19 protein-coding genes and 3 pseudogenes are annotated in these 19980 nt (G+C 65.4%); 7 read left to right on the forward strand and 15 right to left on the reverse strand.

What is annotated here, in order from left to right; translation table 11 throughout:
• From dhaL to AC5RTT_RS06845, 5 genes and pseudogenes are all read right to left on the reverse strand, one after another.
• The coding region (gene dhaL / locus AC5RTT_RS06825) for a dihydroxyacetone kinase subunit DhaL (RefSeq protein WP_494144555.1) at positions 1–488 on the reverse strand (488 nt) is incomplete at its 3' end.
• 2 nt (positions 489–490) lie between these two features.
• Positions 491–1492, reverse strand: coding sequence for a dihydroxyacetone kinase subunit DhaK (dhaK, locus tag AC5RTT_RS06830; protein ID WP_494144556.1), 1002 nt, complete (start codon positions 1490–1492; stop codon positions 491–493).
• 162 nt (positions 1493–1654) lie between these two features.
• On the reverse strand, positions 1655–2149 hold the full coding sequence (locus AC5RTT_RS06835; protein WP_494144557.1) for a hypothetical protein: 495 nt from the start codon (positions 2147–2149) through the stop codon (positions 1655–1657).
• Between the two features lie 122 nt (positions 2150–2271).
• Positions 2272–2523: pseudogene (locus AC5RTT_RS06840) on the reverse strand (FAD-binding protein); the annotation flags it as partial.
• Positions 2524–2562: 39 nt separating this feature from the next.
• Complete coding sequence (locus AC5RTT_RS06845; RefSeq protein WP_494011864.1) at positions 2563–3072, reverse strand: amino-acid N-acetyltransferase; 510 nt, start codon at positions 3070–3072, stop codon at positions 2563–2565.
• Positions 3073–3341: 269 nt separating this feature from the next.
• Between AC5RTT_RS06845 and AC5RTT_RS06850 the strand changes: the two genes are divergently transcribed.
• Positions 3342–4766 (forward strand): amino acid permease, encoded by a 1425-nt coding sequence (locus tag AC5RTT_RS06850; protein WP_494144558.1) that lies wholly within the window; start codon positions 3342–3344, stop codon positions 4764–4766.
• Positions 4767–4937: 171 nt separating this feature from the next.
• On the opposite strand, the gene AC5RTT_RS06855 is transcribed toward AC5RTT_RS06850, so the two are convergent.
• From AC5RTT_RS06855 to lysS, 5 genes are all read right to left on the reverse strand, one after another.
• The gene (locus tag AC5RTT_RS06855) at positions 4938–7058 is read right to left on the reverse strand and encodes a S9 family peptidase (protein WP_494144559.1); all 2121 of its coding nucleotides are present in this window, start codon (positions 7056–7058) and stop codon (positions 4938–4940) included.
• A gap of 127 nt (positions 7059–7185) precedes the next feature.
• Positions 7186–9678 carry an ATP-dependent Clp protease ATP-binding subunit gene (locus tag AC5RTT_RS06860; RefSeq protein WP_494011867.1) on the reverse strand — a complete coding sequence of 831 codons (2493 nt, stop codon included), beginning with the start codon at positions 9676–9678 and terminating at the stop codon, positions 7186–7188.
• Between the two features lie 355 nt (positions 9679–10033).
• On the reverse strand, positions 10034–10369 hold the full coding sequence (locus AC5RTT_RS06865) for a histone-like nucleoid-structuring protein Lsr2 (protein WP_494011868.1): 336 nt from the start codon (positions 10367–10369) through the stop codon (positions 10034–10036).
• A gap of 134 nt (positions 10370–10503) precedes the next feature.
• Positions 10504–10710: a hypothetical protein gene (locus tag AC5RTT_RS06870; RefSeq protein WP_494144560.1), complete on the reverse strand. Its 207-nt coding sequence runs from the start codon at positions 10708–10710 to the stop codon at positions 10504–10506.
• Positions 10711–10712: 2 nt separating this feature from the next.
• Positions 10713–12251 (reverse strand): lysine--tRNA ligase, encoded by a 1539-nt coding sequence (lysS, locus tag AC5RTT_RS06875; RefSeq protein ID WP_494011870.1) that lies wholly within the window; start codon positions 12249–12251, stop codon positions 10713–10715.
• Between the two features lie 48 nt (positions 12252–12299).
• Here lysS and AC5RTT_RS06880 point away from each other — a divergent pair, with 48 nt between their 5' ends.
• From AC5RTT_RS06880 to AC5RTT_RS06900, 5 genes and pseudogenes are all read left to right on the forward strand, one after another.
• A complete protein-coding gene (locus AC5RTT_RS06880; RefSeq protein WP_494124306.1) occupies positions 12300–13154 on the forward strand; it encodes an alpha/beta fold hydrolase in 855 nt (284 codons plus the stop codon).
• A 567-nt stretch (positions 13155–13721) separates the two neighbouring features.
• On the forward strand, positions 13722–13964 hold the full coding sequence (locus AC5RTT_RS06885; protein WP_494144561.1) for a glutaminase: 243 nt from the start codon (positions 13722–13724) through the stop codon (positions 13962–13964).
• Positions 13965–13971: 7 nt separating this feature from the next.
• Positions 13972–14127 (forward strand): glutaminase, encoded by a 156-nt coding sequence (locus tag AC5RTT_RS06890; RefSeq protein WP_494144562.1) that lies wholly within the window; start codon positions 13972–13974, stop codon positions 14125–14127.
• A pseudogene (locus tag AC5RTT_RS06895) lies at positions 14073–14341 on the forward strand (glutaminase). Before AC5RTT_RS06890 ends, AC5RTT_RS06895 begins: the two are co-directional and overlap by 55 nt.
• A 101-nt stretch (positions 14342–14442) precedes the next feature.
• Positions 14443–14952, forward strand: coding sequence for a methyltransferase family protein (locus AC5RTT_RS06900; protein WP_494144563.1), 510 nt, complete (start codon positions 14443–14445; stop codon positions 14950–14952).
• A 122-nt stretch (positions 14953–15074) separates the two neighbouring features.
• On the opposite strand, the gene AC5RTT_RS06905 is transcribed toward AC5RTT_RS06900, so the two are convergent.
• The 4 genes from AC5RTT_RS06905 to AC5RTT_RS06920 form a co-directional block, all read right to left on the reverse strand.
• Positions 15075–15644: an OsmC family protein gene (locus AC5RTT_RS06905; protein WP_494144564.1), complete on the reverse strand. Its 570-nt coding sequence runs from the start codon at positions 15642–15644 to the stop codon at positions 15075–15077.
• A gap of 87 nt (positions 15645–15731) precedes the next feature.
• The gene (locus AC5RTT_RS06910) at positions 15732–16463 is read right to left on the reverse strand and encodes a methyltransferase domain-containing protein (protein WP_494144565.1); all 732 of its coding nucleotides are present in this window, start codon (positions 16461–16463) and stop codon (positions 15732–15734) included.
• A 72-nt stretch (positions 16464–16535) separates the two neighbouring features.
• Positions 16536–16793: an anti-sigma factor family protein gene (locus tag AC5RTT_RS06915; protein WP_494144566.1), complete on the reverse strand. Its 258-nt coding sequence runs from the start codon at positions 16791–16793 to the stop codon at positions 16536–16538.
• On the reverse strand, positions 16790–17401 hold the full coding sequence (locus AC5RTT_RS06920) for an RNA polymerase sigma factor (RefSeq protein WP_494144567.1): 612 nt from the start codon (positions 17399–17401) through the stop codon (positions 16790–16792). The genes AC5RTT_RS06915 and AC5RTT_RS06920 overlap by 4 nt, the downstream gene beginning before the upstream one ends.
• A 592-nt stretch (positions 17402–17993) precedes the next feature.
• Between AC5RTT_RS06920 and AC5RTT_RS06925 the strand changes: the two genes are divergently transcribed.
• Entirely contained in the window at positions 17994–18659 is a 666-nt protein-coding gene (locus AC5RTT_RS06925) for a hypothetical protein (RefSeq protein WP_494144568.1), read from the forward strand.
• A gap of 17 nt (positions 18660–18676) precedes the next feature.
• Here AC5RTT_RS06925 and AC5RTT_RS06930 read toward each other — a convergent pair.
• Positions 18677–19805: pseudogene (locus AC5RTT_RS06930) on the reverse strand (IS110 family RNA-guided transposase).
• Between the last annotated feature and the right edge of the window lie 175 nt (positions 19806–19980).

Consider the following 19980-nt stretch of genomic DNA (forward strand, 5'->3'; position numbering starts at 1 on the left):
GCTGCCTCGGCGGCGGCGACCAGCACACTCAGGACGTCCGGGCTGCCGGTGTCCGCGGCAGCCTTCGCGGCCTCGGCGGCGGGCGCCCACGCGTCCACCATGGTCTTGTCCCCGGGCTCCGCCTTCCCGCGGACCACGATCCCGTCCCGAGCGGCGCTGACCGCCGCGGCCCAGCCGGCGGGATCGATTTCCGCGGCATCCCCCATGGTTCCGGCGGCCCTAAGGAAGGCGGTGCCGTACAGCGGTCCGGCGGCCCCGCCCACCTTGGACATGAGCGTCATTGCCGCGAGCTTCAGCGCCGCACCCGGAGTCTCCGGCGGTGCTTCCGCCAGCTTGTCCAGGACCGCCTGGAAGCCACGGTCCATGTTCTCGCCATGATCCGAATCACCGATCGCCCGGTCCAGTTCGATCAGCTCAACCCGGTGTTCGGCCATCGCCTGCGCGCACAGGGTCAGCCATTTCACTGCCCAGTTGACGTCCAACACCACGGCTACGCACCCCACCGGAGGGCTGCGGTATGGACGGGCGCATCCCACAGTTCCGTCAGTTCGTCGTCCAGCCGGAGGACGGAGATGGAACAGCCCTGCATCTCCAGGGCCGTGATGTAGTTGCCCACCAGCGAGCGCTCAACCCCGGCACCCCTGTCCGCGAGGACCTGCGCGGCACGGCGGTAGACGATGTACAGCTCACTCAGCGGGGTGCCGCCCATTCCGTTGACAAAGAGCAGCACCCTGTCGCCCCCGCTGATACCGAGGTCCGAAAGGATTGGTTCCAGCAGCCTGTCCGTAATGCCGTCCGCGCTTTCGAGCGGGATGCGGTGGCGGCCCGGCTCGCCATGGATTCCAATGCCGATTTCCACCTCGTCCTCGCCCAGGTCGAAGCTGGGCGTACCGGCGTGGGGGACAGTGCAGGCGGAGAGGGCAACCCCCATGCTGCGGGCATTGGCATTGACGCGCGAGGCTATGGCTGCCACCGCGTCCAGGCCGTAGCCGCGTTCGGCGGCCGCACCGGCGATTTTTTCCACCAGCACAGTCCCGCCCACACCGCGTCGTCCCGCGGTGTACAGGGAGTCCTCAACAGCAACGTCGTCGTTGACCAGGACGGTGCGGATGCTGATGCCTTCCGCCTCCGCAAGTTCCGCCGCCGTCTCGAAGTTGAGGACGTCACCGGTGTAGTTTTTTACGATATGCACGACGCCGGCGCCCGAGTCCACAGCGAGGGTTGCGGGCAGGATCTGGTCCGGCGTGGGCGAGGTGAATACCGCTCCCGGTACGGCGGCGTCGAGCATCCCTTTCCCCACGAACCCGGCATGCAGGGGCTCGTGGCCGCTTCCCCCGCCGGACACGATCGCCACTTTTCCGCTGACCGGAGCGTCCAGGCGCCTGATGAACGTGGGATCCGTGCTCACCGCGACAAGGTCTGCGTGGGCCAGGCCAAAGCCCTGGACGGATTCGTCAACCACAGACTTGGGGTCGTTGATGAGTTTCTTCACGGCGGCTCCCGGCTGTGCTGTTGAAGGGTGTCTTTTCGACCCTACTACCGGGGCACGCCGGAACGGTAGGTTTCCGCTGGTGGGAGGCGAATGCGGCAAAGGGACAGCCCCCAATGACTGTCCCTTTGCCGGGCCCCCATCCTGGCCGGCTCAGTTTATCCATCAAATCGAGTAAAACCAAGGCCGGGGGCGGCAGTACATCGAGCGGCGGTCATTGGCAAGGACGGCCGCTCCCTCTTCCTCATCCCCCTGCCACGCGAACCGCAGGTGCATGACGAACTGTCCGCGCAGGAAGCCCGGCACTTCTTCCAGCTCGGGCAACCGCAGGAATGCCAGCGAGGCGGACGCCTCCGGAGGCAGGCCCTGCGTCCTGCCGCGGAAACCAGCCAGGACTTCCTTGGCGTGGGCGCCAGCGTAGAAAATGCCGCCCGCATAAAGTTCTCCGGCCGGGAATAGGGTGAACTCCATGGCGGTCACTATGCCGAAGTTGCCCTTGCCGCCCCGGAGAAGCGAGAACAGCCGCGGCTCGCTGCGGGCATCAACGCGCCGCAGCCTGCCGTCAGGGGTGACCAGGTCGAAGGCGATGGCATGGTCGGACGCAAAGCCGTACTTTCGGCCCAGAAGCGGCAGTCCGCCGCCGAGGGTGTAGCCCACCACCCCGACGTCGGTGGTGGAGCCGTGCAGGCCCGTGAGGCCGAACGGGGCGGCAGCACGGAGGACTCGCGCCAGCGCACGCCTGCACCGACTCGGGCCGTCTGCTCGTCGGGGTCGATGGACAACTCAAGCATGTGGCGGGTGCTGATCAGGAGCCCTCCGGTGATGGCATTGGCGGCGCCATGTCCGGTGGACTGCACGGAAATGGACATGTCACGGGCGGAAGCCCACTCGACCGCAGCCGCGACGTCGTCGGCGTCGACTGCGGCCAGGACCAGGTCCGGCGTATGCCGGGTGGCCAGATTGAAGGCGGCGGTTTCCGATTCAAAGGAAGCGTCGCCGGGGGCATAAACCAGCCCGCGGACAAGGAGCTGCAGTTCGGTTTTGGCCGTATGGAAACGGCCGGGACATGCCTCCTAAAGGAAGCGGATCATGCGGGTGTTACCGAGGGTGTTGGGCTTGACCCGCGCCAGGTCCAGGAACTCGGCGACGCCCTCGTCGTGGGATCGCAGGAGCTCCGAGTAGACCTCGGGATCCACGGCGGACTGGTCCGCCATGACTTCGAAACCGTGGCGCTTGAAGAAGTCCACCTCAAAGGTGAGGCAGAAGACCCGGGCCACGCCCAGGGCGCGGGCTTCGTCGAGCAGGCTCTCCACGAGCACGTGACCCACTCCCCTGCCGCGCCAGTCCTCGGAGGCGGCCAGCGTGCGCACTTCAGCCAGGTCCTCCCACATGACATGCAACGCCCCGCAGCCGATGACCTCGCCTTCGCTGGACTCCGCGATCCTGAACTCCTGGAGGCTTTCGTAGTAGGCCACCGTTTCCTTTGCCATCAGGATCCGCTGGTCTGCCAGCGGCGCCACCAGCTTCTTGATGGCGGACACATCACTCGTACGGGCAGGGCGGATATGGAAGGAGTCGGTCACAGGCCAATCCTAGTTCGCCCGCGCTCAAGGGCGGCGCTAAGTCAGTCCCGCAGCCTGGAACCTGCCCTCACGCCAGAGCCACAGATCAGGAGCTTCATAATCAGGGGTAGTAACAGCAATGCTTATGCTCGGACGCGCAAAACCGGGGTGACTCCGCAGACTTCCAAGATGCGGGCCGGCTGCGTTTGCGCAGGTGAAGCGCCACCCAGCAGTGTTTCGACTGTTACCCCCGTCACCCTATGGGCAACGTCGCCCGTCCCGGAGGAAAAATGGCTTTAGGCTCCCCAACCCTGTCAGACAGCATTACCGAGGAAGAAGGACAGCGGGGACTTCGGCGCTCCATGGAGGCCCGGCACCTCGTGATGATTGCGATGGGAGGTGTCATCGGCTCCGGGCTTTTCCTCAGCTCCGGCTACACCATCGCCCAGGCCGGCCCGCTCGGCGCGATTATCGCTTATCTCATCGGGGCCGCCGTCGTTTACATGGTGATGGCGTGCCTGGGTGAACTCGCCGTGGCCTACCCGGTGTCCGGCGCCTTCCATATATACGCCGCCAGGGCCATCGGCCCGGCCACCGGGTTTGCTACGGCATGGCTTTACTGGTTGTGCTGGGCGGTAGCGCTTGGCTCGGAGTTCACCGCCGCCGGGTTGTTGATGCAGCGCTGGTTTCCGCAGGTTGATGTGTGGGTCTGGTGCCTGGTTTTCGCCGCCGTCCTGTTCACGCTGAACGCCGTTTCCTCCCGCGTCTTTGGCGAATCTGAGTTCTGGTTTGCCCTGATCAAGGTCGCCGCAGTGATCGGACTGATCGTCCTGGGCGGCGCGGCCCTGCTCGGCTTCCATCCGCTGGCCGAGGACGGCTACCCGTTGCTGGGCGAGAACCTCAACACACCCCAGGGCCTGTTCCCCAACGGAATTACCGGCGTATTGATAACCACGCTTGCGGTCTTCTACGCTTTTTCCGGGTCCGAGCTTATTGGCGTGGCCGCCGGAGAAACAGCCAATCCCGCCGTCAACATCCCAAAGGCGATGCGGACCACCGTGATCCGGCTTCTGATCTTCTTTGTTGGCGCGATCACCGTGATCGCCTGTACCGTCCCGTACGAGGAGACGTCGCTCGAGGTCAGCCCCTTCGTCGTCGTCTTCTCGCAGCTGGGCATCCCCTACGCCGCCGACATCATGAACTTCGTCATCATCACGGCGCTTCTGTCGGCGGGCAACTGCGGCCTGTTTTCCTGCGCCCGCATGCTTTTCTCACTCGCTGACGAGGGACATGCACCGAAAGCGCTGGGCAGGCTGACCAAGAGGGGCATCCCGATGCTCGCCCTGTGCGTCAGCATGCTGGGCGGCCTTGCCTCGCTGGTCAGCAGCGTGGTGGCACCCACCACGGTGTACCTGGTCCTGGTGTCCATCGCCGGTTTCGCGACAGTGGGCGTGTGGATGTCCATCACGGCGTCACACTTTTTCCACCGCCGGGCGTTCCTGCGCGCAGGAGGCCGGCACGCTGACCTTGGGTACAGGGCGCCGCTGTTCCCGCTGCTGCCCATCACCGCGTTCCTGCTGTGTGTGATCTCGCTGATCGGCATCGGTTTCGACCCCACCCAGGCCACAGCGCTCTACTTCGGAATCCCATTCGTAGCGGCCTGCTACGCCTACTTCCACATCAAATACGGCCGAAAACGCCCCGTCGGTAACTAGATGCTCACGACGACGTAGGTGTCCTGGGGCGCTGGCAACGGGACATGAAAGTACAAGCGCGGGCGCCGGGGTCATTTGTGTAGCTTGCGTCAAAGCGACGAAGGAGCAGCAAGCGGCAAATGACGCCGGCGGCCGCGCGCCCCGGCCAAAGGAACGCGCGGCACACTGTGGCTAAAGTCCCAGCTCAGGCGGCAATGCCACGTCCTTGCCCAGGACGTTTTTGGCCAGGAACGATTCCACGACCTGGTACCAGACTTTGGCGTGCTGCGGCTGGAGGACCCAGTGGTTCTCATCAGGGAAATACAGGAACCGGTGGGCAATCTGGCCGTCGGCGTCGGCGGCCAGCTGGGATTTGGAGAGCAGCTCGTACCAAAGCCTCAGGCCTTCCCCGATGGGCACCCGGTAGTCCTTGTCCCCGTGGATGACCAGCATGGGGGTGCTGATCTTCTCTACATGGAGGTGCGGAGAGTTCTCCAGGGCCATCTCTTCCGTCATTTCCTTCAGCCAGTACTGGGAGGCGTCCGTGGTGGGGCCGAACTGGTCCAGGGCCCACAGGCTGGCATGGGTCACGATGGCGTCGAACCTGTCCGTTTGGCCGGCCACCCAGTTGGCCATGTAGCCGCCGAAGGAGCCGCCCATGGCAGCCGTCCGTGAGGCGTCAATGTCCGGCCGCTCAACGGCAGCGTCCGTCACGGCCATGAGATCAGTAAAGGGTGCTTTCCCCCAGGCGCCCCATCCCCGCTGGATGTAGGCCTGGCCGTAGCCCGTGGACAGGGCGGGGTCCGGCAGCAGCACCGCATAGCCGCGGGCAGTGAGAAGCCAGGGATTCCAGCGCCAGGTCCACGCGTTCCACGATGCCAGTGGTCCGCCATGGATCCAGAGGAGCAGCGGGGCGGGGCTGCCGGCCGAGGCTTCCTCCGGCAGGGCAAGGTAGGCCGGCACCCGCGACCCGTCCCGGGCCGTGGCCGCGATGCGCTGCAGGCTTCCCGGACACGCGGGCCGTTCCGCGGGTGCCGGCAGCCGCGTGGTTTCCCCTGTTGCCAGGTCGATGCGTACCGCTTCGGGCGGAAACGCGTAAGAGCTGCGCAACGCGTAGGCAGCGCGCCCGTCCGGTGAAACCACGACGTCGGTATAGGCCGCCGCGTCCTGCGTCACCCGGGAGACGCTCACTTCCGCGGCAGACGCCGGAAGGCTGATCCGGAAAAGGGGCGACGCGCCGTCGTCGTCTGCCGTGGCCAGGATGGCTGAACCGTCCGGCAGCCAGGCAGCCGGCTTGGCCCAGCGGTCCCAGTCGTGGGCCAAGGGTCGCAGGTCCGCGGCCCCATCGGCGGGGTTCGAGACGTCCAGCAGGTGAAGCTTGACCTCCGGCGCCCGGCGCGGCGTGGAGTCGCTCTCGCTGACCACCACCAGCGTCCTGCCGTCGGGGCTGACGGGGCCGGGAAAGTAGCTCATGCCTTCATGATCCAGAACCACAGTCATGCCGCCGGACGCCACGTCCACGGCCACCAGGACGGACCGGCTGTCCGCGCGGGCGAGTGGCTTGGTCATGCTCGTGTAGATTGTCCTGCCGTCCGGGCTGGCAACCGTCTCCGCCTCCCGCAGCCGGTTCCCGGCGCCGGGTGTCAGGTTCCGCAGGGCCAGCGGTGCGGACGCATCCACCGTAGTCGGCTTGCCCGGCCCGCTGTCCTCTCCCGGTTCGACGGCGAAGATCCGCGGCTGCCCGGGCCCAAGGTCGGCATCCCAGAACCTCACGGGATATTCACTGTGCAGGATGGCCGAGACCTTGTTGTCCTTGCGGGCTTTGCGGCGCCGGGCGTCGTCTTCCCCGTCGGCGGAGCCGGCCAGGACCTCGGCGGTCACGAAGGCGGCGTCCGCGTCCCTGGCCGTCAACACCCCGGCGACACCGCCGGGCCGGTTGAGGACCACCCGCGCTTCACCGCCGTCGGCAGGAAGCAGCCAGAGGGCATTGACAGGATCCTCATCCGGGCTGTCCGGGTCGGGCCGCCCGGAGGTGAAGTAGACGTCCCCGTTCGCGGCGAAGGCGGCGCCGGCCTCGCCCTTGGCGCTGCGGGTGATGCGCCGGGCGTGCCGGTGGCCGGCCGGATCCAGCTCCCACAGCGCAGTGGCGAACTCGGTGCCTTTCCCGTTCAGGGTGCTGACGGTTGTGACAAGGCGGGATCCGTCGGAGCTCAGGGTAAGCCCGCTAACCCGGGGGATGGACAGGTAGTGGTCGAGGTCGTGGAAAGGGGTCTGTGGTTGATCGCCCGGGATCACCGGGTTCAAAATAGCCATGCCTCAGATTCAACACCGTTTGTGCCCCGCATCACAGTACCGGCGGCCGTTTCGCCATACCGTGCGGCAGGGATGCAAAAGCCCCGCCGGCTCCTTTCGGAGCGGCGGGGCTTTTGTGGAGACGGAGTTAGACGCTCGGAGCGATCTCCGGGATGCGCGGCTTGGCGTTGCCGGCGAACGTGAACTTGGCGTCGTCGCCTTCGCCTTCCACGTCCACCACCACGATGTCGCCGGCGTGGATGTCGCCGAAGAGGATCTTCTCGGAGAGCTGGTCCTCGATCTCGCGCTGGATGGTGCGGCGCAGCGGCCGGGCACCCATTGCGGGGTCATAGCCACGGGTGGCCAGGAGCACCTTGGCGGCCTTGGTGAGCTCGATGCCCATGTCCTTGTCCTTGAGGCGCTTCTCCAGGCGGGTGACGAACATGTCCACGATCTCGATGATCTCGTCCTGGGTGAGCTGCGGGAACACCACTACGTCATCCACGCGGTTCAGGAACTCGGGGCGGAAGTGCTGCTTGAGTTCCTCGGTCACGCGGGCACGCATCCGGTTGTAGCCGGTCTGCGTGTCGGTGCCGGACTGGAAACCGGTGGCAACGCTCTTGGAGATGTCCCGGGTACCCAGGTTGGTGGTCATGATGATCACGGTGTTCTTGAAGTCCACCACGCGGCCCTGGGAGTCGGTCAGGCGGCCGTCTTCCAGGATCTGCAGGAGCGAGTTGAAGAGGTCAGCGTGGGCCTTCTCAACTTCGTCGAACAGCACCACGGAGAACGGACGGCGGCGGACCTTCTCGGTCAGCTGCCCACCCTCTTCGTAGCCGACGTAGCCCGGAGGGGCACCGAACAGCCGCGAGACGGTGTGCTTCTCCGAGTACTCGGACATATCCAGCGTGATGAGGGCGTCCTCTTCACCGAACAGGAACTCCGCGAGTGCCTTGGCCAGCTCGGTCTTGCCGACGCCGGTGGGGCCGGCGAAGATGAACGAGCCACCGGGGCGCTTGGGGTCCTTGAGCCCTGCACGGGTGCGGCGGATGGCCTGGGACAGTGCCTTGATGGCCTCGTCCTGGCCGACGACGCGCTTGTGCAGTTCCTCTTCCATCTTCAGCAGGCGCGAGGACTCTTCCTCGGTCAGCTTGAAGACGGGGATGCCCGTGGAGTTGGCCAGCACCTCTGCGATGAGGTCCTCGTCCACCTCGGAGATGTCATCCATGCCGCCGGACTTCCAGTGGCGTTCCTTCTCGGAACGCTCGGCGATCATCTTCTGCTCCTTGTCGCGGAGCGAAGCTGCGCCTTCGAAGTCCTGCGCGTCGATGGCGGATTCCTTCTCCATCTTCAGCTTGGCGATGCGCTCGTCCATGGCCTTAAGCTCCGGCGGAGCGGTCATGCGGCGGATGCGCAGCCGTGCGCCTGCCTCGTCGATCAGGTCGATCGCCTTGTCCGGCAGGAAGCGGTCCGAGATGTAGCGTTCGGCGAGGCTGGCGGCAGAGGCCAGGGCGCCGTCGGTGATGGTGACGCGGTGGTGTGCCTCGTAGCGGTCACGCAGGCCCTTGAGGATCTCGATGGCGTGCGCCACGGAGGGTTCCTTGACCTGGATCGGCTGGAAGCGGCGCTCCAGCGCGGCGTCCTTCTCGATGTGCTTGCGGTACTCGTCCAGCGTGGTGGCACCGATGGTCTGCAGCTCACCGCGGGCCAGCATGGGCTTCAGGATGGACGCAGCATCGATGGCGCCTTCGGCGGCACCGGCACCAACCAGGGTGTGGATTTCGTCGATGAACAGGATGATGTCGCCGCGGGTGCGGATCTCCTTGAGGACCTTCTTCAGGCGCTCTTCGAAGTCACCACGGTAACGGGAGCCTGCCACCAGGGAACCGAGGTCCAGGGTGTACAGCTGCTTGTCCTTGATGGTCTCCGGGACGTCGCCGCGGACAATCGCCTGGGCAAGGCCTTCGACGACGGCGGTCTTGCCGACCCCGGGTTCGCCGATGAGCACGGGGTTGTTCTTGGTGCGGCGGGAGAGGACCTGCATGACGCGTTCCATCTCCTGCTCGCGACCGATTACCGGGTCCAGCTTGTTCTCGCGGGCAGCCTGGGTCAGGTTGCGGCCGAACTGGTCCAGGACAACGGAACCGGCGGGAGCACCTTCGGGCTGGCCCGACCCGACGCCGGCGCCGGTGCTTTCCTTGCCCTGGTAGCCGGAGAGGAGCTGGATGACCTGCTGGCGCACGCGGTTGAGGTCGGCACCCAGCTTCACCAGCACCTGGGCGGCAACGCCCTCACCCTCGCGGATGAGGCCGAGCAGGATGTGCTCGGTGCCGATGTAGTTATGGCCCAGCTGGAGTGCCTCGCGCAGCGAGAGCTCCAGTACCTTCTTGGCACGGGGAGTGAAGGGGATGTGCCCGGACGGCGCCTGCTGGCCCTGCCCGATGATCTCCTGCACCTGCTCGCGGACGCCGTCGAGCGAAATGCTCAAGGACTCAAGAGCTTTGGCGGCAACGCCCTCACCCTCATGGATCAGACCCAAGAGGATGTGTTCGGTACCGATGTAATTGTGGTTCAGCATGCGTGCCTCTTCTTGGGCAAGCACAACTACGCGACGGGCACGGTCCGTAAATCGCTCAAACATTTCGCCACACTCCTAGCTACGACGTACTTTGATGCTACGTGGCGGGCCCGGACTTGTGGAGCGTGTTCGCCACAGGGGAAACCCGCACAGTTCGGGAATATCCCGCAGGCGTTCCCTCCCGGCCCATCCCGGCCACCGGGGACAGGCCGGAAAACGGGCCTCCGCCTCCTGTTAAAGAGCCCGTTGGCGAAGGTGGCGCCGAACTTTTAAAAGTACTGCAGCATCCCTATGCAGGCTGCACCGGTAAATTGCACCGAGGGCGCCACCGGACCCCTCCTCTTTTTTGTGCGCGGAAACAGAAAAAACCCTGCTTCCCGGTGAGGGGAAGCAGGGTTTAACCAGATCCTGGCTGCTGCTAGGAATTTGCCTTTTGGTAGGCTTCCTGGATTTCCGCCTGAATTCGGCCCCGGCTGTTTACGGTGTACCCGTTATCCCGGGCCCACTGCCTAATCTGGGCTGAATCATTGCTGCGGCCGCCGGCCGGAGCCTTGGGCGTGCGGGCGGCGGTGCGGCCTCCCGATGCCTTCCGTGCAGCAGCTATAAAGCGCTCCAGCGAAGACCGGAGTTCAGCGGCATTGGCCGCCGAAAGGTCAATCTCGTAGTTCGTCCCGTCAAGGCCGAACTTCACATTCTCGTCTGCGGATCCCCCATCCAGATCATCAACGAGGATGATGTTTACTTTCTGTGCCATTTAACGTCTTCCTCTTGGAAAGGGTGGTTTTTCAGAAAAGCAGGATGTTTCCCTAAAAAGTATGACTCTCTTTATGGCAACGCGTCAAAGCGCCTAATGGTTCCATGGGGATAACCGCAGAAGATTAGGGGTTTTTATTTGGCTTCGGGGTTCGGCTGGCCGGACGGCGGCTCGTCGGCCTGCCGGCGTTCGGCGGACTCTGCCGCCCGCGCGTCGGCCTCGGCCTGGGCACGGGCTTCCGCCTGCCGCTCTGATTTGTCGGCATTGAAAATCGCCTTCATGGCAAACCAGAAAAGGAGGCCCACCACTACGGAGGGCAAGAGGACGGCTACATATTCCATTCCTACTGGCCTTCGGGCTTTAGCAGGGGGAAGAGGATGGTCTCCCGGATGCCTGCGCCGGTGAACAGCATCACCAGTCGGTCAATGCCCAGCCCGATGCCGCCCATGGGCGGTGCGCCGTACTCCAGCGCCCGCAGGAAGTCCTCGTCCAGCTGCATGGCCTCGTCATCGCCGGCGGCGGCGTGGCGGGACTGCTCCGTGAGCCGCTCGCGCTGGATGACGGGGTCGATCAGTTCGGAGAAGGCCGTGCCGCGTTCCATGCCGCCGATGATCAGGTCCCAGGCTTCGATGAGCCGGCCGTCCTTGCGGTGCGGGCGTGCCAGCGGCTGGGCGGAGGGCGGGTAGTCGTAGACAAACGTGGGGTTCAGCAGGGTGGGTTCCACGATTTCGCCGAAGAGCTCCACGGCCAGCTTTTCGGCGTCCCACTTGGGGTCCACCTTGACCTCGTGCTTTTCCGCCACTTCGCGAAGCACCTCAAGCGGGGTGTCCGGAGTGATTTCCTGCCCGACGGCGTCGGACAGCCCCGGGTAAACGGCAAGCCAGGCCCACTCGCCGTCGAGGTTGATCTCGCCGGCCTCGGTCTGGATGGTGCGGCCGGCGCCCACGGCGTCAGCGGCGTCCAGGATGATCTCCTTGATGCGCTCCGCCATGACGAACTGGTCAGCCCACGCCTCGTAGCACTCAAGGGTGGTGAATTCGGGGCTGTGGGTGGAGTCCACGCCCTCGTTCCGGAACACGCGGCCCATGTCGTAGACGCGGTCGATGCCGCCCACCACGGCCCGCTTCAGGTACAGTTCGGTGGCGATTCGCAGGGTCATCTTCTGGTCGAACGCGTTCATGTGCGTCTCGAACGGACGGGCCAGTGCGCCGCCGTGGACCAGGTTAAGGATGGGGGTTTCGACTTCCACGTAGTTGTGGCGGAACAGCGTTTCGCGGATGGAGCGGGTGATGGCAGCGCGGGTGTACACCATCTCGCGCGCTTCGTCGCGGACCATCAGGTCCACGTAGCGCTGCCGGACACGGGTTTCCTCATTCAGTTCGGCGTGCAGCACCGGCAGCGGGCGCAGCGCCTTGGAGGCCATGGCCCAGGAGTCGGCCATGATGGAGAGCTCGCCGCGGCGGGAGGAGATGACCTCGCCCTTGATGAACACGTGGTCACCAAGGTCCACCAGGGCCTTCCAGTCGGCGAGCGCTTCCTCCCCGATGCTGGCCAGGCTGAGCATGGCCTGGAGGCGGGTTCCCTTGCCGTCGGTGCCACCCTCCTGGAGGGTTGCGAAGCAAAGCTTGCCGGTGTTGCGGATGAACACCACGCGGCCGGTGACGCCAACGATGTCTCCGGTGGTGTCGTCCGCCTCGAGGTGGGCGTACTTTTCCCGGATCTCGGCGAGCGAATGCGTCCGCTCCACTCCCACCGGATAGGCCTCCGTGCCGCGCTCGATCAGTTTGGCGCGCTTCTCCATGCGGATCCGCATCTGCTCGCTGGCGTCGAGGGGCTCGGGGGCGTTCTTGGGGGCGGGGGTGTTTTGGGAAGTCACAGTCATCAAGTTTACCGGGACTTCGCGCGCCCGCTCCCGCCTAGGATGGGGCGGGTGAAAGAACGGTTCCTTCCAACACACGACGGCGGCCGCCTGGCCTTGTACAGCTACGGCACGGTGGGTGCCCCGGGGGAACGCCGGGTGGTGCTGATCGGTGGAGCGTTCCTGACGGCCCTGATCTACCGGCCGTTCTCCATCGCCCTCGCCAAGGGCCTGGGTGAGGGCTGGGCAGTGGACGTGTACGACCGCCGGGGACGCGGCCGTTCCTCCGAACAGCCGGCCGATTACAGCATGGGCACCGAGATCGCCGACGTCCGCTCGGTCCTTGAGGCCACGGGTGCCAGGAACATCCTGGGCCACAGCCTGGGTGGCTCCGTGGCCTTGAACGCGGTCCAGGAGTTCACCGGAAGCCCGCATGTCCCGGACAAGCTCGCCGTGTACGACGCAGCCGTGAACATCGACGGCAGCATCGATACCGCCTGGCTGGACGGGTTTGAGGACGCGGTCAACAACGGCAGGGTGGGCCACGCCCTGGCGCACATGAAGAAGGCGACATCCCCGGGGTCGGCCCTGGCCCGTATCCCGGAACCCGTCCTTGCCGGGCTGATGGCGTTGCTCTCACGGACCAAGGTCAACAGGATGTTCCGTGAGGTGATGCCCAGCGGCGTGGGCGAACTGCGGGCCGCCTACAAGGAGGCCGACCATGCCAGGGACTTCAGCGTGCTGCCCGCCAATACCCATTTCATGGCGGGCGGCAAGAGCCCCAGCTACTACAAGGTCACGGCGGAGCGGCTGCACGCTGCCGTTCCGGGGAGCACCTACGAGCTCTCCCCCAAAGGTTTCCACGGCTCGATCCCGGCGGCGGTCAACGAACTGGTGGCGGACATCTCGGCGTACTTCAAAGGGTGAGCCCACCCCCGACGCTTCTATGTCTGTCAAGCGGCTGGAAACGGGTGCGGGCGCGGACCAATTGCCGATGAGTGAGGCGGCTTAGGTGACCGGCCAGCGTCCCCTCTCCCCCGTTGTTTTGGCTGCTGGCGAAGCTTGCGTAGCTATGCCCGATGGAAGCCTGTCTACCCTTGGGCAAGGGCCGGAAAATCTTGGGAGGATCCCAGTTAGCGGGGATCCTGGGGTTCAAGAATTTCCGGCCCGCAGGCCCCGACTTTGGAGGGGCTATACCGGCTGGAACGGGCACGTACAATCCCTTGGGACAGCAGCCAAAAACAGGAAATGCGCTTCTACAGCCCGAGCGCAGCGAGGACCGATTCCGGCGCGCTCCGACGCGCCGCCTAGCCTCGATTTTTCATGACGGTCGGTGATGGGTGCTGGTTCGTGGCGGCGGGTAGATTGGCGGTTGTTTTCTGTTTTCGGGCAGAGCGATGTGGCCCGTTGGTTCGCTTGGGGTTAGCGCCGGTTCGCGACGGGAGCTGGAACCGCGTCTTCCGGGAGCCCTCCGGCAACCCCTTCAACTCCCTTGTGCAGCTGGAACATGAGGACGGGATTCCACGCAACCCCTTCATCAACGCAGGAGCCCTGGTGGCCACCGACAGGCTCCTCAGCATCACCGGGGACGCCTCCGGGGCTGTCCTTGACCTGCTTCGGCAGGAGAGTGACAACAGCAGGATCGATGTAGACGCCGTGGTGGCCGCGTCCGAAGCCAGGAACAGCAACAGGAACGCCGCAACTGGTCCACTTCCTGGCAAGTTGCGGCAACCTTGAGAACCCGGTGCAGGATGTCCTGGACAACTACATCCTGCAGTGCTCACTGGAAATGAGCTGCACGGACCTTGCCCTGGCCAACCGTTTCCTGGCCGCCACGGCGTGCGGGTGGACGGCACGGCGCTGCTCTCCACACCGCAAACAAAGCGCATCAACGCCGTGATGCTGACGTGCGGAACCTACGACGCGGCCGGGGAATTCGCGTACCGCGTGGGGCTTCCCGGCAAGAGCGGAGTGGGCGGCGGGATCATCGCCGTTGTCCCAACAATTGCATTGTCTGTGTCTGGAGCCCGGGGCGGGGCAAGTCAGGAAACTCGGTGGCAGGGATCGCGGCTCTGGACGAGTTCACCACCAGGACCGGACTGTCCATTTTCTGAAACCTTTGAAATTACTGTCATTGCCGTCGGGCGTCTGTCATACGTGATGCCCACCCGATCCGACGGTGCGGGATAACGGCTTTTGGAGCTACAGTTCCGGCATGGCGACACTTTCCGGGACGCTCAAGATCCTGTACGCCAACCTTCCGCTGCCGCCCGGCCAAATGACCGGCCTAGCCCTGGCTCTGGTCCTTGACCGGGTCCGTCCGGTGCCGCTTCCCGGCTCGCGCCCCTTCCGGAGGGTGGCGGGAACGGGACTGGTCCTCGCCGGCGCCGCCCTGAATCTTTGGGCTCTGGCCGAACGGCGACGGCGTACGGCTGGGCCCTTCGCGCTGGAGCGGCCGGAGGAACTGGTCACGACCGGCCCGTACGCCATCACCCGCCATCCCATGTACGTCGGGTGGTGGTTCATCCATCTGGGCGCGGGAGCCCTCGCCGGTTCATCGTGGGTCCTCGCCACGATGCCGGCCGCAGGGCTCGCTGAACACCTCGGTGTCCGCCACGAAGAGGCCATGGTGGCACGGCTCTTCGGAGAGTCCTACGCTGATTACGCCAAGCAGGTTCCGCGCTACCTTGGGTTCCCCTCCCGTGCGTCGGTTATCTTCAGTTGAAGCAACTGGACCGCGGCGACTGGCTGGATCTCCTGGCTGCTGCGGTCAAAAGCGCCGACTCAAACTAAGCCCACCGATTAGAGCTCGGGGTGCATTTCACACTTGCGCGGCCCTTCCTCGCTTCATCGGCTCCGTGCCAGGGTGACCTCGACCGGGTTGCGGACGATGTCGAGCACGGGCGAGGTGCGCTGGACGTAGCGGCACAGCTCTTCTACCTCCTCGTCGGAGGCATCGGCGTCGACCCGGTACGTGATCCCGATCTTCTGGTAGCCGGGCCGGACGTCTCGGGAGAGGCCGAGGAAGCCGTGCAGGTCGAGCTCACCCTCTATGTCGAAGTCGAGGCTGCGCACCGTGATCCCCTTGGCGGCGGCGTTGTAAACGAATCCGACGGTCAGGCATGATGTGAGGGCGTGCAGCACAGCCTCGACCGCATTGGGTGCGGTGTTGCTGCCGAGCAGCACCGCCGGCTCGTCGCCGGTCAGGGTGAAGGGCTCCGTCCTGGACGAGTCCTCCGCGTTCGCACCATAGAACCCCTTGATCCGGGTCTGGCTCCGGCCTCCGCCCTGCCAGCTGGTGCTGGCGCGGAAGCGGAACTGCGCGATGGACGGTTCGCCCTGGATGGCCCCGATGGTGTCGGCGAGCTGCGTGACGCTGATGCCGTTGAGTTCGACGGCTTCGGTGGGCGCGGACATGACAATCTCCTCATAGTTGTTGTTTTGGACATTTTTGTTCTGCTCGGCGGACTGCTGCGCTGTCTGCCGGTGATGCTGGCTATCGTTCTAAGCGGGCTTGTGGGCGCGCATCACCATGGTGTGGGCGCCGAACCCGCTGGCCGTGGCCCGGGTGGAGGCGCTGCTGCTCGCGGCGAAGTAGTCCAGGTCCCCCAAGCGTTCCACTGCGGTGAAGCCCACCTCGGTGAACATCCGCAGGTAGTCGGCCTGCGTCGTCGCCCCCACGATGCACTCGGCCCACAGCCGCGGCTTCGCGCGGCAGGCATCAGAGGGCAGGTCCTCGACCACGATGTCGGCGATCTGCACCCAGCCGCCGGGCCTGAGCACTCGGTGCATCTCGGCGACCGCCTTCCGTTTGGCCGGGACGAGGTTGATCACACCGTTGCTCGTGACGGCGTCCACGCTGCCGTCCTCGAGGGGGAGGTTCTCGGCGTTGCCCTCCAAAACCTCGACGTTGTCCGCTCCGGCGATACGGGCGTTGGCCCTGGCCTTGTCGCGCATCGCTTCCGTCATGTCAACCCCGTACACGAAGCCCTCGGCGCCCACGGACAGGGCCGCGACGAGCAGGTCCGTCCCCGAGCCCGAGCCGATGTCGAGCACCTTGTCGCCCGGTCTGAGGACCTCGGCCGCGAACGGGTAGCCGACGCCGGCGAAGGACTCGACCGCCGCGGCGGGCAGCCGGTCAAGGAGGCCCGGCGGATAGCCGACGTACTCCGCCGCCGCCCGGCCGGTCGGGAAGTGGTATCCCTGCCCGGGGCTGTAGGCCACGCTCGTGTACATCGCGACGACGGCGTCGAAGATGACTTGGCGCTGGTCCGAGGTGATGACGACCATCTCACTGGCCTTTCTGATTCATGGGGTGGGGGTGTCGGCGAAGCTGCGCAGGAGCGCCTGCACCCGGTCGGCGACGCCGCGGTCCACCGGCTCGGCTCCGAGGTCACGGATGCGCGCCTTCAGCTCGCGCTCGAAATCTGCCCGAGAGCAGCAGCTGCGGCACGTCTCCAGGTGGGCATTCAGCTCGGCCTCCAGCCGCCCGCTCAGCTCGTGGTCGAGATGCTCGGCGAGCACGCGGATGGCTTCCTCACACGAGGTGATCAGTGTGGGCCTCATTCTGGTTCTCCCTCCCCCTGTGCCGGCCTGTAGCCTGGTCCGGCGTACCGCCAAAGGTTCTTCTGCATCAGGGCGCGCCCCCGGGAGAGGCGCGACCGGACGGTGCCGACGGGCACGCTGAGCGCGGCGCCGGCGTCCTTGTAGGACAGCTCATAGACATCCACGAGCACCACGGCCGAGCGGTAGGGCTCCGGGAGCGAGTCGAGCGCGGCCTGCAGGTCGGCCCGCAGCAGCCCGTCGAAGAACTCCTGCTCCGGGTTGCCCCACCACAGCAGGATCGGCTGGTGGATGCGCTCAAAGATCGAGAAGTCCCCGGCGTCGGCCCCCAACGACTCTTCCTCAGGGCGGACACGAGCGGCGCGGTACTGCGAAATGTATACGTTGGTGAGGATCCGGAAGAGCCATCCCTGGAAGGTGCCGCGGTCCGCGAGCGTTGGGAGCTTCGCCCAGGCCCGTGTAAGCGCCTCGGCGACCAAGTCCTCAGCGTCGGTGCGGTCGCGGCACAGTTTCACCGCGGCGCCGTAGAGCTTCGGCAGCAGCGCCTGGACCTCGTCCGCGAACCATTCGTGCTGCGCCGACGTCCGCACTGCCTCGGTTGCCATGCTCATAGGATCACACACCTTCTTCCTTAAAGAGGATGACGCAGCAGTCCCGAATTGGTTCCCGGAGAACCGCTCCCGGCAATCGGAACCAGAGGGTGGCGAGCTGAGCGGGAAGGCCTCCGGCTGGGGATCGGGCGTGCGTTCTGGGTCCTGTCCCGAAAACCGCGGGGCCGGGGATCCGCCATCGACCTATGTTTCCCTGCCTTAGCCCGGACTTCCATGTCACTGACAACACCCAAGAAAACGCATCCTGAACCCCGGCCGGGTATAAAGAGCAACTGCGCATCCCGTGCTACGGCGGACACGCCGTTACCGGAATGTGACAAACATTGCTGGTCTGAAGTACGGTCTAAGTCGTGCCGGTTTCTCTTTGAGGCGGCACTCCCGAATAGATTTCCTCTGCCGCTGCCCGGGGTCCGTTCGCTTTTCGTCCGGCAGAGACGGGAAATCCATTATTGGCCTGCTTCTGGCAGGTCTTGGGGTGAAGCCGTGCCTGGTGCACTTTTGCGCCTGAGGCGGCCGGGTGCCTCCCGCCGCACCAACCTCCGGTATCGGCGCTACGGCTGCCTGCTGCCCGAAAACGAAAGACTCACCAGAAATGACCGTTCAGAACGACCTCAGCCGCGAAGACGTTGCCTCCTATGAGGCAGAGCTCGCGAAACGGACTCCCTCGCTCTACTCGCGCTACATCGGCGCGATGCTCTACTTCATGGGTGCGGCCCTTATCGCCGGCGCCGTCGTGCACTATCCGGTCAACCCGGGCCTGTACACGATCATCTGCGTCGTCGGTGCGTTCGTATTCCTCCTCGGCACCATCGTCAACGAGTTCGTGCTCGTCGATGAGCGCCCGCTGCTGGGCCGGGCCATCTCGCTCGTCGCGTTCTCGCTCCTGCTCTCCTTCGGCGTCGGCCTGGTCGGCGGCGGCATCCAGCACTTCGAACAGTTCCCCGAGCGCAGCGCCTGGATGACTCCGATCGGCCTGCTGATGTCGTACGTCGCGTTCATCGCCAAGGACGCCAAGGGCGGCCTGCGCCATCTGGTCAGCCCGTTTGCCGCAGGTGTCGTGTTGGTCGCCGTGCTGACGTGGTTCGGCATGTCCGCCCTCGCAAGCACCCTCGACTCCGGGAGCCACAGCCACGACTCCACGCCGGCACCGTCGCAGGCACCCGCGGAGGCTCCGACCAGCGAAGACCGCACCCTCGACAAGCCGACGGGCGCCCCCGCAGCGCCTGCACCCGACACCCACACGTCGCACAGCCACTAACCCGAAGCCCGGCATGCTCAACCGTACATTCGTGCGCTCCTATTCCGGGTAAGGGTCTGTCCCGGCAATGTGGGATCGGGCCGTTCCGCTTTGGCGTAAAGGGAGTTGAGTTGGCGGTAGAGGATTCGGGCGATGTAGCGCTTGAGGGATCTGCGGATTTCGCGGTAGCTGCGGCCTTCGTCGGTGCGTTTGGCGACGTAGTCCCGTGTCCCGGGGTCATTGGACCATCCTGGTCATGGTGATGGTGTGCAGGGCTCGGTTGAGGCGCCTATCACCACCCCGGTTGAGCCTGTGCCGGACAGTGTTACCGCTTGAGGCTGGCAAGGGATTCACCCCTGCCAGTGAGGCGAAGGCAGCTTCGCTGCGAACCCTTCCTAGATGCGACCAAGCTGTCAGGACAGCAGCGACCGAGACAGCCCCGGCGCCCGCCATCTCCAACAGCGGCGCAGCGGGGCTTTGCTGGATCAGCTCTGTCATGCGCTTCTGGTTCGCAGTCAGCTGCGCGGTCACTTCGAGAACGCGGCGCGCCAACCGAACTGCTTCCTCGCGCGCGGTGGACAGTTCAATCTGCTCCTGTCGTTCCCGCCATCTGGTAATCGTGGCGATCTGGGCCGGAACCAGAGGCTTTCGAGCGTCGATTCCCAGATCGTGTGCCCGGAGTAAGGCGATGAGTGCATTGACATTCATTGTTCGGTCCCGGGTCAACTGATCCCGGGCTGCGCTCAAGATCCTGAGTCCGGCACGGGTACCCTCATCCCGGCGCGGAGCTCGGAGCTGGGACTCCTCTAAGCCGAGGACAGCGGTTCCGATGGCGGCGGCGTCCAGCGGATCGGATTTGCCGATCCCCCGGCGGCCTCGGGCGCCCATCCGTGGAGCTTCGGTGACGTCATAGCCGGCGTCGGTTACTGCCCTGGCCAGACGTGCCCCATAAGAGCCGATACCTTCAACGGCCCATAGACACCCCATATCGCCGTCTGTCCGTCGGCCTACCCAGGCAAGTGCGCGGGAAATCCCTGCCGGGGTGGTCGGGAACTGCTCGCACGCGACCCGCCGCTTGGTGCTGGCCTCGATGACGGCGTAAGTGTGTGTGCGGGCGTGGCAGTCCACGCCGATTACGAACGGGCGGGTCTGCGCAACGATAGTCAAGACGGCCACCCTCCTTCCTTTCGAACGGGCAAGACTGGTCGCATCACGACCGGCACTGAACCTGGGAGGAGTCACTTCGAGGCAATACTGTGATGAGCCACAACCGCAGGGGCTGGGCAAGCTTCTAATCAAGCCACCGACGTGGGACAGGTCAACGCCGGCCGCTCCACCCAGC

The sequence above is a fragment of the Arthrobacter sp. Y3221157 genome, assembly GCF_059089865.1.

What these genes read in the sequence shown, in the direction of transcription:
- AC5RTT_RS06850 (WP_494144558.1), top strand. Translation starts at nt 3,342, where the DNA reads ATGGCTTTAGGCTCCCCAACCCTGTCAGACAGCATTACCGAGGAAGAA.
- AC5RTT_RS06855 (WP_494144559.1), bottom strand. Translation starts at nt 7,058, where the DNA reads ATGGCTATTTTGAACCCGGTGATCCCGGGCGATCAACCACAGACCCCT.
- AC5RTT_RS06860 (WP_494011867.1), bottom strand. Translation starts at nt 9,678, where the DNA reads ATGTTTGAGCGATTTACGGACCGTGCCCGTCGCGTAGTTGTGCTTGCC.
- AC5RTT_RS06865 (WP_494011868.1), bottom strand. Translation starts at nt 10,369, where the DNA reads ATGGCACAGAAAGTAAACATCATCCTCGTTGATGATCTGGATGGGGGA.
- AC5RTT_RS06870 (WP_494144560.1), bottom strand. Translation starts at nt 10,710, where the DNA reads ATGGAATATGTAGCCGTCCTCTTGCCCTCCGTAGTGGTGGGCCTCCTT.
- lysS (WP_494011870.1), bottom strand. Translation starts at nt 12,251, where the DNA reads ATGACTGTGACTTCCCAAAACACCCCCGCCCCCAAGAACGCCCCCGAG.
- AC5RTT_RS06900 (WP_494144563.1), top strand. Translation starts at nt 14,443, where the DNA reads ATGGCGACACTTTCCGGGACGCTCAAGATCCTGTACGCCAACCTTCCG.
- AC5RTT_RS06905 (WP_494144564.1), bottom strand. Translation starts at nt 15,644, where the DNA reads ATGTCCGCGCCCACCGAAGCCGTCGAACTCAACGGCATCAGCGTCACG.
- AC5RTT_RS06910 (WP_494144565.1), bottom strand. Translation starts at nt 16,463, where the DNA reads ATGTACACGAGCGTGGCCTACAGCCCCGGGCAGGGATACCACTTCCCG.
- AC5RTT_RS06915 (WP_494144566.1), bottom strand. Translation starts at nt 16,793, where the DNA reads ATGAGGCCCACACTGATCACCTCGTGTGAGGAAGCCATCCGCGTGCTC.
- AC5RTT_RS06920 (WP_494144567.1), bottom strand. Translation starts at nt 17,401, where the DNA reads ATGAGCATGGCAACCGAGGCAGTGCGGACGTCGGCGCAGCACGAATGG.
- AC5RTT_RS06925 (WP_494144568.1), top strand. Translation starts at nt 17,994, where the DNA reads ATGACCGTTCAGAACGACCTCAGCCGCGAAGACGTTGCCTCCTATGAG.